We start from the raw sequence: 12,521 nt of genomic DNA on the forward strand, positions 1-12,521 counted from the left end.
ATCGCAGACGCCTTCCACACCTTCACACCGCAAGAATGCTCAAACTACTTCCAGGCCGCGGGATATGGTTCAGCGTGATCGGAATCTGCTCTAGCATAACCCGCCGAAAACCTCGTGCGCGGAGAGATGGCGGGTTACGCTTGCGCTAACCCGCCCTGCTCTGCTCCTCGCAAACACCTCAGGGCTGCGCCAGGTGCCAGGCGCCGTTGAGAAAGCCGTCGCCGGTGATGTCGCCGGCCTTCTGGTCCTTGGCGAAAGTATAGAGCGGCTTGCCCTTGTAGGCCCATTGCTTCGAGCCGTCGTCACGCGAGATGATGGTGTAGCCGCCTTCAGCCTTGTCGCCGGCATCCGCCTTCAGCACCGGCCAGTTGGTCGCGCAGGGGCCGTTGCAGGCCGACTTGCCGTCGGTGTCCTTGTCGAAGGTGTAGAGCGTCATGCCCTTGGTATCCGTCAGGACGGAACCCTTCGCCGTTGTTCCGGTCTTGGTCGGCGGCGCGGCAAAGGCGGCAGACGCGAGGGCGAAAGTAGCGGCAGTGGCGAGCGTGAGTGCGAGCGTTGTCTTCATGATGTCTCCCTTTCGAATGCAAACGACTTGCATGCGTAAGGACGCGCGAAGGCCTGCACTATTCCACCGGCGGTGCGGAAACAATTTCCGGCCGAGCGACTGATGTGAGGGGAATAAAGCCGAGAGCGCGTGCCGATACCGCCGCGTAGCCCGATCCGAATGAGCTACCGCCTGATCTCCTCCGCCGCGCGCACCAGCGGGCGGTCGGAAATCTGGATCGGGCCGGAGAACGGCGTGCTCATTTCGAGGATCAAATAGATCGCGGCCGAGACCAGCGCCGCCGCGGCGACATAGGTCGAGATCACGACCGCGTTGCGCGGCGCTCGAAAGCCCAGCGTCGCGAACATCAGCGTCAGCCATCCCACCAGAATGCAGATCAGCGGTGACGGGAACGAACCGTCGGACTGCTCGACAAAGGTCCAGCGCTGCTGCACCGCCTGCCGATAGAGCGACCTTGCATCGTTCCACAGCGCGACCTTCTGCTCGTCATCGAACCGCAGCTCGCGGAGACTGGTGCCGACCTCGTCGAGCAGATGTTCGGACACCTCGTTCGCCCGCGAGATCGGCACATCCTTGAGCACCTGCTCGACATAGGCGAGCAGCCGCCGGCGCGGCTCGTCGGCGCTGGGACCGAGCGGCCGCAAGCTGCGGTCGAGCAGGATGAGGTCGGTGGCGAAGACATGCAAATTGCGGTCGACCGCCACATAGGTGTTGGCCGAGTTGTTCATCATCAGGCCGAGCAGCAGCGACGGCATGGTGAAGAACAGCGTCGCGACCAGGCGTACCGAGGTATTGGTCTCGTCGCTGCGGTGATGATCCCCGAGCCGGCCATGGATCGCCATGGTCCCAAGCGCGGCGCCGCCGAGCAGCATGAAGATCAGGATGGCGACGACGACTGCAACCACGGCTTGCGGAGACCTGCGAGAGAATCAGGTGCGCAGGATAGCAAGGGGCGCGGTGCGGCGCATGTCCGGTTGACTGGCCTTCCCCACGCGCTATCCAGTCCGGAGCCGCTTTGGCGCGCTCCGGGAGGCGCGCAAGGCTGCCTGAGGAGAGAACCACGTGCATATTGTCGACGACAGCGAGGTCAACCGCGTCCTGAGCTTTCCGATCCTGATCGAGGCGATCGAGGCGGCGCACCGCCGGCCCAAGATCGCGGTCCATGACGGCTATCTCGGCGACGACAAGGGCCAGCAGCTGGTGACCCGCAGCGCGGTCGATGCCGGCCGGTTCATGATGACCAAGCTCTACACCAGCTTCCCGGGCAACCTCGCGCACGGCAAGCTGCCGGCCGTGCAGGCGGTCTGCGTGCTGTTCGACGGCAATGACGGCCGGCCGCTCGCGGTGATGGACGCCGCCGAGATCACCCATTGGAAGACCGCCGCAGACTCAGCACTCGGCGCCAAGCACCTCGCCCGGCCGGATGCCGAGACGCTGCTGGTGGTCGGCGCAGGCGAGATGGCGCGCTGGCTGGCGCGCGGCCACCGCACGGTGCGGCCGTCGTTGAAGCGGGTGCGGGTCTGGAACCGGACCGTCGAGCGCGCGCAGGAGCTCGCCACGCTGCTGGAGGCCGACGGCATCGCCGCCGAGGCGGTGACCGATCTCGACGCCGCGACCAGCGAGGCCGACATCATCACCACCTGCACCCGCTCGCGCGAGCCGCTGGTCAAGGGCGCGAACCTGAAGCCCGGCACCCATCTCGATCTGGTCGGCGGCTTCACCCCCGACACCCGCGAGTCCGACGACGAGGCGGCGCGGCGCTCGCGCATCTTCGTCGATCGAAGGGAATCCGCCTTCGACGGCGTCGGCGACATCCTGCAACCAATCGCCAGCGGCGCGATCAAGGAGAGCGACGTGCTCGGCGACCACTACGACCTCGCCGGTGGTGCGGTCAAAGGCCGGCTGTCGGCCGATGACATCACCTTCTTCAAGAACGCCGGCGGCGGCCATCTCGATTTGATGACCTGTGAGACGGTGTTTGCGCAGCTGGGGACCACGCTCAGATGAAACACTTTTAGCCGAGCGAGGAACAAGTAGAGGAGCCACTCTCACGCATCAAGTGTGTGCGAGCAGCGCCCGCCCGTGTGAAACTATGCAGCCGGCTAATTACGAACGACTTCGTCGCTTCCACGTAGTTGTTTGGGTTGCCCCAGAACAAGTAGCTATCTTGGGTGGCCCCTCCAATCAAACAAATACCACAGCTAGTACACCGGCCTCAATTCCTTCTTTCGTAGATGATTCAGCAGATCAATTTGCTTCCAATTCACAAACCATGGATTCCCTTCGATCTCTGCAACTACGGCGAATGAGAAGTAGCCACCAACAGATATCCCCAGCCCATTGAATAAGGCTGTCAGATTTCCGGAAATCTCGCGTGAGATAAGGACAAGCGATAAGATCAAGCATGAAATGGGCATCATGCGAATTTTGTGTTGGTCGAACCTTAGGGAGAAACTCTTCGAGGAGCTTTTCCTCGATCTCATCCCGGACAGCGACATCGCTATCGTTGTAGTAGAATAGCAGCGTTACGATCGAGAAGTAGTCGACCTGGTCATCCTCGAGAATGCGCCTGTGAATGTCGAAAATGTTGATCCGGTACTGAATCGGCAACTCGCTCGATGCGAGGATTACATTCAGCAACTCAATCGGCACGTAAGCACTCATTGCCAAATTCTGTAGCGCAGGATTCTGAATCAGCGATTGAATGAGCTGTCGCACGACTTCATGGATGACGTCGGAAAATTCCGTCAAACGATCCCTAAAGAAACGAATAGATATGATTGTCGCTTTCGCTACCTGATAGGAAGAAGAGACCGTGGCATGCACCGTAAAGAAGTAATACAGCGACCGCAGAAGCGCTTCAAATGCGCCCACGTACGCCTCAGAACTGAAGTCTTTCGAGCGCCTAGCGACCTTGTAACTCCCCACCAGATTCTCGATTGTCGCACTAATAGATCCTATGATGTACGCGGATACATCTTCGTATCCAGCGCTCGCATTGACGCACGCAACTTTCATGTCGTTGACAAATGTTCGCGTCAAACTCTCCGGCTTGCGAACCTTCCCCGGCATCGTTGCCTGCACCACAGGATCAAGCTTGCTCACTTGGTCGCGAAAGCGATTAAGACCAACCGTAGCATCCGCTATGATCTGCGACCGCCTTGTTTGGAGAGGCCTGCAAACTGTTGAGGTCTTCGAGTCGTTCAGATGAAGATTGAAGACTTGCAGCGCCTCGGATAGCCCTCGCTGCAAGCTATCCAGCACTTCGACCTTGTTGGCAAAAATTGCATAATCGTCAATGTATCGTCGAATCTCAAAGTCTCGCCCCTGCGCCAAACCATATTGATTAGCCCTTCGCAGAAGATCGACGTCCACAGATTGCAAGATGATTTCAGCGAACAAGCGAGATATTTCAGCGCCCACCGGGATTCCGTTGGTCTCGTTGTAGTTCGAAAATTGCATCAACGCGTCAAAATCATTCGCAAACGAAACCGCGGAGGTGTTTTCCTTCCCGTGCTGAACGTCCTTGATCGCCCATGCCATAGTATGACTATAGATCGAGCTGAAACACTTCGATATATCAGACAGCCTCATGACCGAGAAGGTCTTCTCAAGCTCGACGAATTCGGTTGAATTGAAGAACTTATAGAACCGATCGTATTTTTCATACGCAAAGAACGAGCCGGGATTGCGGACTACTTGATCATCCAGCAGCAAGTCAATTGCCGCTCCTTTGTACTTTTTTCGTTCAGCTAGTCGGCCGGCGTAGAAGTAAGCACTTCCTATTTTGGTTGGGCGCCGCATGGAAACGTCGTCATGACGACAAAAATACGGGATCAGATGGCCGTAGGCTTGATAGAAGTGGCAGGCGCGATGTTGAGCTGCTGGATGAGCTAGACTGATCTGGCGACTTGAGGTGTTAGTTAGCCTTATCCGATATCGATATGGAACCGTATACCGTTCCCGGCAATTGACGGCGACTGCGTCAATAATCCTTCGCAAGCCCTCCGTCGTTGGCTCACGCTGCAGGTTCGCGTGAAACCCGTCATTCGAGAAAATGATTGGAACGTCATCGGGCGACGTATCCGTAAGCAACGCCCTACTGGCGTTGCCGCGATCAATGTTTCCCCTTCTCAAGTTCCACTTATGCATCGCGCCAACACAACGCCAGTTCTGCCAGTTCATCCGGCGGGAAATTATAAAAAATCTGGTCGCGAAAGCCGGCTGAAAAGCTAAATCTCAAAAACGAACGACGAGCTTTATCGTCCATTTTTGTGGACAGACGACGTGATAGCGGGATCTTATTGCCGACAAAGATGGCCCGCATGAAGGTGTCGAGTTCCACCAAAGCTTTGCGCGAATTTGCCCTTCGATAATTGCAATACAATCCCACATTCCGAAGCTTGCCCGTCGACATATCGCGCAGATTGTAATTTCCGGTAAGTAGCTGCAATCGACGTTCAAGGCGCCATTCGTTACCATCGACAATATAGCCGGCCACAGCCCGACAAATGCGAGACTTAAGCCTTCGAACCTTTTTGGGAGCAAGGGTCACATCTATCTCGCGACAGTATCGCTGATCCACTCGTTTCGTTTCGTGAATTGAAAAGTTGTAGCCGAGGTAATCGACGTCACCGACAATCGCCGACCCATCGGACTTATGCTGCACTGGAATATCGATGTGCCTGGTCTTGACACCGTTAAATCGCAAACCTCTTGGCAGCATCCTCGCAAGTTGCCGCTTAAATTGAACTTGCTGCTCTCGCGCCCCAGTAACTACCACGATGTCATCGACATAACGGGCATAGTAGTAGACTTCTGGCAATCGAGAGACGAAGCGATCAAACCGCCTCATCGCATATTCAGCCATCGTCGCGCTAAGCTGAATACCTCTAGGGAGCCCCTCGATGCCGCGCTGCTTCAGCATGTAGACGTAGTTATTAAGGACCCAAATGGCCTTGCGAGGAATGCGCGGCTCGTTTGCCAGGTCCGCGAACAGGTCTATGACGCCAACACTGTCGAAGAACTTTTTGATATCAAACTTGTACAACCTATGTGGCACGCCCTCAGTGAGAATTGTCGTCAACCGGCGAATAATGGTATCGCGGTCGGAAGGTTGTATTCCGACTGCCTGTCTTATCGTTTGGTTTAGACACCGAAGGACGACCAAATGAGGTGTCGAACGGATTGTGAATGCAGTGCTGCCCCTGATCTCGGTCTTGCCAAGGACTAGATCATCGAAGCCCTCCTGGACAACGCGCAGTGCAGCATCAGCTAATTTATCGCGATCGTAGCCGAGTGACTTGCAATCGGCGTTTGACAAATCTTGAGCCTTAATCGCGTCGTGCAGCAGACCTCTATCTATCTCCAACAGCAACGTATTCCCCGCCCACCCGCAGCCCGAACCGCTCAGCTAAACTCCTGTATGGTGAGAAACTTAGCCGATGATCCCGACGACGCGCAAGGTCTGCGTGTACGTCTTTTGATCTACACGCATCAAATGCATGGGGAGAAAACGATCTTCGAACGCCTCCCAGTTACATAACCCAACAGATGGACAGATTAGGCTCGTAGCTATCGCGCCCTACGCTCCTTACTCCGCGGCCTGCTGCGTCGGCGCGTCCAGCGCCGCCGACACCTTCGGCGGCGACATCGGCAGGCTGTAGAAGCGCTTGCCGAGCGCGTTGTGCACGGCATTGGCGACGGCGGCCATGACCGGCACCAGCGGCACCTCGCCGACGCCCTTGACGCCCTGCGGATGCTTCGGGTTCGGCACCTCGACCAGCGCGCAATCGAGCATCGGAAGGTCGGAGCAAACCGGCATGCGATAATCGAGGAAGCCGGGATTATCGACCTTGCCATCCTTGTTGTAGATGTACTCCTCGTTCAGCGCCCAGCCGATGCCCTGCGCGACACCGCCCTGCAGCTGGCCCTCGACGTAGCTCGGATGCACGGCGCGGCCGACATCCTGCACGGCGGTGTAGCGGATCACCCTGACGATGCCGAGATCGACATCGACCTCGACGTCGCAGATGTGCGTGCCGAAGCCGCCTTCCGCGCCTTGCGTGTTGAGCTGCACGCTGGCGCCGATCGGACCGCCTTGCGACGGCGCCTTCTCGGCAAGGTCCGCGAGCGTCAACGGCTCGAACTGGCCGGCATTTGGACTGACGGGATGCGCCGCCCCGTTCTCCCACTTCACGGCTTCAGGATCGATCTCCCAGAGCTTCGCCGCGCGCTCGCGCAGCGTCGTGATCACCTTGTCGGCCGCCTGCGTTACCACCATCGAGGAGGCGAACAGCACGCGGCTGCCGCCGGTGAGGTTGGAGAAGCCGACCGTCTGCGTATCGCCGATGATGACGGAGACGCGCCTGTAGTCGATGCCGAGCAGCTCGGCGCAGATGTTGGCGATGCCGGCGCGCGAGCCGCCGATATCGGGATGCCCTGTCGTGACCACGACGTTGCCGTCCTCGGTGATATTGACCTGCGCGGAGGATTCACCGCCGGCATTGAACCAGAAGCCGCTAGCGACACCCCTGCCCTGCAATTTGCCGAGCGGCGCGGCATAATGCGGATGGTTCTTCGCGGCTTCCAGCGTCTCGATATAGCCTATGCGCGGGAACACCGGGCCGTGTGCGGCCTTGGTGCCTTCCTTCGCCGCGTTCTTCAGCCGCAGCGCCAGCGGATCCATCTTGAGCGCCTCGGCGAGCTCGTCGAGCACGCATTCCACCGCATAGGCGCCGATCGGCGCGCCGGGCGCGCGATAGGCCGCGACCTTGGAGCGGTTGGAGCAGACGTCGAATCCCTCCGACAGCACATGCGGAATGTCGTAGGGCGCGAAGCTGCAACCGACCGCGCCGCGGATCGGCGAGCCCGGGAAGGCGCCGGCCTGCAGGTAGAAGCTGCCATGGGCGGCGACGATGGTGCCGTCCTTCCTGGCGCCGATCTTCACCGTGCTCTTGGAGCCCGAGGTCGGCCCGGTGGCGCGCATCACCTCCTCGCGCGTCATCACCATCTTCACCGGACGGCCGGACTTCTTGGCAAGCAAGGTCGCGAGCGGCTCGAGATAGACGATGGTCTTCCCGCCGAAGCCGCCGCCGATCTCGGCGGGGATGGCGCGGATGTCGCTCTGCGGGATGCCCGTCAGCATCGACGTCATCGCGCGCACCATGAACTGGCCCTGGCTCGACGACCAGATCGTGGTCTTGCCGTCGGCGGCGACCGAGATCAGGCAGGCATGCGGCTCGATATAGCCTGGTGCACCGGGCGGGTGGTGAAGGAGCGCTCGATCACGATCTCGGCGTCCTTGAATCCCTGTGCGATGTCGCCCTTCTTGGATTCGATGCGGCCCATGATGTTCGAGGGCTTGCCGTCAAATTTGTTGAACTCGTGCAGGATCGGCGCGCCATCCTTGAGCGCGTCGTCGATCTCGATCGCCCAGGGCAGCACCTCGTAGTCGACCTCGATCAGCTTGCAGGCTTCCGCGGCGATCGCCTCTGATGTCGCGGCGACAGCGGCGACGGGGTGGCCGGGGAACAGCGCCTTGTCGCGCGCCATCACGTTGCGGCACATCCAGCGCATGTCCTGGATGCCGAGCATCACGGCGCCCTTCTCGATCGTGAAGTCGACGATGTCGCGCGAGGTGACCACCGCTTTCACGCCGGGCAGCGCCTCGGCCTTCGCGGTGTTGATCGACTTGATGCGGGCGTGCGGATGTGGGCTGCGCAGCACCTTGCCCCAGATCATGCCGGGCATCGTGGTGTCGGCGGCGAACGCCGCGCGCCCCGTCACCTTGTCGACGCCATCGGGCCGGATGGTGCGCTGGCCGATCCATTTGTTGTTGACGACGTTCATCGTGCAGTCTCCCGCATTTCAGCGGCGGTCTCCATCACCGCGCGGACGATCTTGTCGTAACCGGTGCACCGGCAGAGATTGCCGGCGAGCCAGAAGCGGACTTCCTCTTCGGTCGGATTGGAATTTTTGGCGAGTAGCGCCTCGGAGGCGACCAGCATGCCCGAGGTGCAGATGCCGCACTGGAGTGCGGCGTGCTCGAGGAACTTCTGCTGCAGCGGATGCAGCTTCTCGCCCTTGGCCATGCCCTCGATGGTCCGGATCTCATGCCCCTCGGCTTCGGCCGCGAGCATCAGGCAGGAGCAGACCAGCCGGCCGTCGAGCGTGATCGAACAGGCGCCGCAATCGCCCGAGGAGCAGCCTTCCTTGGAGCCGGTGAGCCCCAATTGCCCGCGCAACGCGTCGAGCATGGTCTCATAGGGCTCGCACAGGAATTCGACCGGCTCGCCGTTGACCGACGTGGTGACGTGTAGTTTTGGCATGATGCTAATGTCCTCCCGCGCGCTGGGCAGCGATCGCGGCGGTGCGCTTGAGCAGCACGCCGGCGGTTTTTGTCCGGTAGGCGATGGTGCCGCGCTTGTCGTCGATCGGACGGCAGGCGGCACGGCATGCCGCGCTAGCTGCTTCGAGCGCCGCATCGTCGAGCTTCGAACCGACAAGCGCTTGCGCTGCCTGCGCGACCAAGAGCGCGGTCGGCGCCACTGCACCAAGGCCGACACGGGCCGCGGTGCAGACGCCGTCCTTTAACGTCAGGCTGACGCCGATCCCAACCACCGCGATGTCCATCTCGGTGCGCGGAATCATCCGCAGATAAGCGTCGCCCGACCCCTTCGGCCGCGGCGGGAGTGCAAAACTGACCAGGATCTCGCCCGGCTTGAGGTTGGTCCGTCCCGGTCCAGCCGGCACGTCCTCAACTTTCATCTCGCGGCGGCCGTTCGGGCCCTGCACGGTGACGACGGCACCTGCCGCGATCATTGCCGGCACGCTGTCGCCGGCCGGCGACCCATTGCAGAGATTGCCACCGGCGGAGGCCCGGCCCTGCACCTGCTTGGAGCCGATCAGGTTCACGGCCTCGAGCACGCCGGGCCACACCTTGCCGAAGCGCGGGTGCTCGGCGAGCTCCATGCCGGAGACGGCGGCGCCGACGCGGAAACCGCCGTCGGCGGTCTCGGTGATCTCGGTCATCTCGCCGATCTTCTTGATGTCGACGATCAATCCTGGCCGCACCAGGCCGGAGCGCATTTGCACCAATAAGTCGGTACCCCCAGCCATAATGCGGGCGGCACTCCCGGCGGCAGCAAATGCGCCAATCGCTTCATCAAGCGTGCGCGGTGCTACGTATCGGATATCGGTCATGACGGTTCTTCTGGTCTCCCTCGGCTGCTCGTTCGCGCTGCTTGTTCCCTTGGGGGATATGGCCTTATTGCTGGCCGGCAGAACCACAAGCCTACACGGCGGATCAGGGTCCGAACAGCCTGCGAGGTGCGGCAGGAAGCGCAGGCTCCTATGCAGGATGCGGACTTGTGCGGTGCCGGCGCAACGCGCCGCGGCCGCGATCATCGAACGTTCACCTGACCGATCCAGGAATCCGGGCGCCAGTCCGGTGGCGCGGCCCTTGCTTGCTTTCAACAACGAATTCGTGAAGCATGCCGGTCGCTGCGGTAAGCATGCCGGCGCAACGACAAATCGGGAGATGCTGAATGGCGGATGTTTCGCGCAGGACACTCCTCAAGCTCGCGGCCAGCGTGCCGCCGGCGATTGCGGCCCCGGCCATCCTGTCATCGCGCGCCGTCGCCGCAACCAAGGGCAAGACCATCACCGCCGTGATGCATTCGGACCTGCGCATCATCGACCCCGGTTTCACCACCGCCTACATCACCCGCGACCATGGCTACATGGTCTACGACACGCTGCTCGGCATCGATTCCAGCTTCAAGGTCCGGCCGCAGATGGCGGACTGGACCATCTCCGACGACAAACTGACCTACACCTTCACGCTGCGCGACGGGTTGAAATGGCATGACGGCGCGCCGGTCACGGCCGAGGACTGCATCGCCTCGCTGAAGCGCTGGACCGCCGTCGACGGCATGGCGCAGAAGCTGGCCGAGTTCACGGCCTCGCTCGAGGCGAACGGGCCGAAGGCCATCGTGCTCAAGCTCAAGGAGCCGTATGGCCTGGTGCTGGAGTCGCTGGCAAAACCCTCCTCCTATGTCGCGTTCATGATGCCGAAGCGGCTCGCGGAAACGCCGCCCGGCAAGCAGATCGCCGAGCAGGTCGGCTGCGGACCGTTCAAGTTCGTGGTCGCCGAATTCCAGCCGGGCGTGAAGGCAGTCTATGAACGCAACGCCGACTATGTGCCGCGCAAGGAGAAGCCGGATTGGCTGTCGGGCGGCAAGGTCGCGAAGGTCGATCGCGTCGAATGGATCACGATGCCGGACGCGCAGACCGCGATCAACGCGCTGCAATCCGGCGAGATCGATTTCCTGGAACAGCCGTCGGTCGACCTGCTGCAGGTGCTCGAGACCAATCCCGATCTCACCGTGGCCGTGCTGAACAAGTTCGGCTTCCAGATCGAGGGCCGGATGAATTTCCTGCATCCGCCGTTCGACAACCCCAAGATCCGCCGCGCGGCGTTCCTGGCGATGAACCAGAAGGACGTGCTCGACGCCACGGTCGGCAACGCGAAATTCTACGAGATCTGCGGCTCCTATTTCGCCTGTGGCACGCCGCTCGCCAGCGACGCCGGCGCGGAGACGCTGATCAAGGGCAACGGCATGGCCGAGGCCAAGAAGGCGCTCGCCGCCTCGGGCTATGACGGCACGCCCGTCGTGATCATGATCCCCGGCGACGTGCAGACGCTGAAGGGGCCGCCGACAGTCGCAGCGCAGCTGCTGCGCGCGGCCGGCTTCAATGTCGACGCGCAGGTGACGGACTGGCAGACCGTGGTGAGCCGCCGCGCCAGCCAGAAGCCGCCGAAGGAAGGCGGCTGGAACCTGTTCTTCACCTTCACCGGCGCCACCGAGGTGATGAACCCGATCGTCAACAACCAGATCGCCGCGAACGGCAAGAAAGCCTGGTTCGGCTGGCCCGAAGACGCCAAGCTCGAGCAGATGCGCGACGCCTACGCGCGCGCCGCCTCGCCGGAGGAGCAGAAGAGGTTCGCGGTGGAGATCCAGAAGGAAGCCTACGAGCAGGTGATCTACATCCCGCTCGGCCAGTTCCGCTTGCCGAGCGCCTGGCGCAAATCGCTGACCGGCGTGCTCGAAGGCCCGGCGCCGCCGGTGTTCTGGAACGTCGACAAGACCGAATGAAGCCGGCGGCGCGATCGACGCGCGCCGCCGATCAACTTTGGGCCAGCCGAAGCACACGCAGCCGGGCGCAGCAAAATATCGAAAACAACCCCATGCAAAGGAGCCGTTGGCCACCGGCGTTCGACCAGGCAACTTGACACGTCGGGCAACTCAGGAGCATATTTCCAATATTCCGAAATCACGCTTCCGCCCGCCGACGATCGCACCAGCGCCCTCGCGCGACATCGGCTTGTTCAGGATTCTGTCCTAACTTGTCATCTCAAGGCTGACCATAACATCCTCGCCAGTGCGAGCGGCCTCATACAGTCGCCTTTTCTCAACCGCAGACGAAATCGCCGCGATCAGCTCGGTCACGTCCTGCCCAAGATGGTGGGCATTCACAACTCTGACGACGTAAGGAGGCTCGACAGCATTGATACCGCCCGTCCCCATCGAATCCACAAATGCATTGACGCTCGAGCCGTGCCAATCCGGCGCCCCAATTGCGATTTTGAGCGCGCTGACGAAATCATCAGACGTATTCCATTCACTGGCGTCCAGCTCGATCATCTGCATTTGATCACACTAAGCGGCCTCGTCGACGGCCTCTTGCATAGCACGCCAAGCAGCGGACGTCGCCTCTTGGTCCAGAACGCACCTTCCGGGCGGCATTGACCCACGTCGCCTTATGGCCCCGTTGCGGACATTGTGGCTATCTGCCGTTCATGTCCGCCTTGACCCAAGGCGGACGAGTTGTCCCATAACTCGTTGTTGGGCTTCTGCTTCACGGGGTCGGATGGCCGACCCCGTTTTTGGTT

The 12,521-nt window shown here is 61.0% G+C and carries 11 protein-coding genes; 2 read left to right on the top strand and 9 right to left on the bottom strand.

The features are described from left to right. Positions 1-178: 178 nt before the first annotated feature. Complete coding sequence (locus AC628_RS33175) at positions 179-565, bottom strand: COG4315 family predicted lipoprotein (RefSeq protein WP_074130947.1); 387 nt, start codon at positions 563-565, stop codon at positions 179-181. Between the two features lie 164 nt (positions 566-729). Beyond that, a complete protein-coding gene (locus tag AC628_RS33180) occupies positions 730-1,470 on the bottom strand; it encodes a bestrophin-like domain (RefSeq protein WP_083633234.1) in 741 nt (246 codons plus the stop codon). A 157-nt stretch (positions 1,471-1,627) separates the two neighbouring features. Here AC628_RS33180 and AC628_RS33185 point away from each other — a divergent pair, with 157 nt between their 5' ends. Beyond that, positions 1,628-2,572 carry an ornithine cyclodeaminase family protein gene (locus AC628_RS33185; protein ID WP_074130948.1) on the top strand — a complete coding sequence of 315 codons (945 nt, stop codon included), beginning with the start codon at positions 1,628-1,630 and terminating at the stop codon, positions 2,570-2,572. Between the two features lie 240 nt (positions 2,573-2,812). Here AC628_RS33185 and drt3b read toward each other — a convergent pair whose 3' ends face one another. The 6 genes from drt3b to AC628_RS33210 all read right to left on the bottom strand — a co-directional run bounded on the left by drt3b (position 2,813) and on the right by AC628_RS33210 (position 9,760). Further along, positions 2,813-4,750, bottom strand: a complete 1,938-nt coding sequence (drt3b, locus tag AC628_RS33190; RefSeq protein WP_083633235.1) for an antiviral reverse transcriptase Drt3b — start codon at positions 4,748-4,750, stop codon at positions 2,813-2,815. Next, positions 4,710-5,942, bottom strand: a complete 1,233-nt coding sequence (drt3a, locus tag AC628_RS33195) for an antiviral reverse transcriptase Drt3a (protein WP_168193505.1) — start codon at positions 5,940-5,942, stop codon at positions 4,710-4,712. The genes drt3b and drt3a overlap by 41 nt, the downstream gene beginning before the upstream one ends. A 216-nt stretch (positions 5,943-6,158) precedes the next feature. Continuing rightward, the gene (locus AC628_RS33200; protein ID WP_349510143.1) at positions 6,159-7,901 is read right to left on the bottom strand and encodes a xanthine dehydrogenase family protein molybdopterin-binding subunit; all 1,743 of its coding nucleotides are present in this window, start codon (positions 7,899-7,901) and stop codon (positions 6,159-6,161) included. Continuing rightward, the gene (locus AC628_RS46035; protein ID WP_349510142.1) at positions 7,790-8,416 is read right to left on the bottom strand and encodes a xanthine dehydrogenase family protein molybdopterin-binding subunit; all 627 of its coding nucleotides are present in this window, start codon (positions 8,414-8,416) and stop codon (positions 7,790-7,792) included. The genes AC628_RS33200 and AC628_RS46035 overlap by 112 nt, the downstream gene beginning before the upstream one ends. After that, complete coding sequence (locus AC628_RS33205; RefSeq protein ID WP_074130951.1) at positions 8,413-8,895, bottom strand: (2Fe-2S)-binding protein; 483 nt, start codon at positions 8,893-8,895, stop codon at positions 8,413-8,415. Before AC628_RS33205 ends, AC628_RS46035 begins: the two co-directional genes overlap by 4 nt. 4 nt (positions 8,896-8,899) lie before the next feature. Further along, the gene (locus tag AC628_RS33210) at positions 8,900-9,760 is read right to left on the bottom strand and encodes an FAD binding domain-containing protein (RefSeq protein WP_074130992.1); all 861 of its coding nucleotides are present in this window, start codon (positions 9,758-9,760) and stop codon (positions 8,900-8,902) included. 353 nt (positions 9,761-10,113) lie between these two features. Between AC628_RS33210 and AC628_RS33215 the strand changes: the two genes are divergently transcribed. Beyond that, positions 10,114-11,724 carry an ABC transporter substrate-binding protein gene (locus AC628_RS33215; RefSeq protein WP_074130952.1) on the top strand — a complete coding sequence of 537 codons (1,611 nt, stop codon included), beginning with the start codon at positions 10,114-10,116 and terminating at the stop codon, positions 11,722-11,724. A 246-nt stretch (positions 11,725-11,970) separates the two neighbouring features. Here the strand turns inward: AC628_RS33215 and AC628_RS33220 are convergent, their stop codons facing one another. Beyond that, entirely contained in the window at positions 11,971-12,273 is a 303-nt protein-coding gene (locus tag AC628_RS33220; RefSeq protein ID WP_074130993.1) for a barstar family protein, read from the bottom strand. Positions 12,274-12,521 lie beyond the last annotated feature (248 nt).

The sequence above is a fragment of the Bradyrhizobium sp. NAS96.2 genome, assembly GCF_001908235.1.
Classification (GTDB): domain Bacteria; phylum Pseudomonadota; class Alphaproteobacteria; order Rhizobiales; family Xanthobacteraceae; genus Bradyrhizobium.

Coding starts and splice junctions, on each gene's coding strand:
- AC628_RS33205 (WP_074130951.1), bottom strand. CDS start 8,895: ATGCCAAAACTACACGTCACCACGTCGGTCAACGGCGAGCCGGTCGAA.
- AC628_RS33220 (WP_074130993.1), bottom strand. CDS start 12,273: ATGATCGAGCTGGACGCCAGTGAATGGAATACGTCTGATGATTTCGTC.
- AC628_RS33175 (WP_074130947.1), bottom strand. CDS start 565: ATGAAGACAACGCTCGCACTCACGCTCGCCACTGCCGCTACTTTCGCC.
- AC628_RS46035 (WP_349510142.1), bottom strand. CDS start 8,416: ATGAACGTCGTCAACAACAAATGGATCGGCCAGCGCACCATCCGGCCC.
- AC628_RS33215 (WP_074130952.1), top strand. CDS start 10,114: ATGGCGGATGTTTCGCGCAGGACACTCCTCAAGCTCGCGGCCAGCGTG.
- drt3b (WP_083633235.1), bottom strand. CDS start 4,750: ATGAACTGGCAGAACTGGCGTTGTGTTGGCGCGATGCATAAGTGGAAC.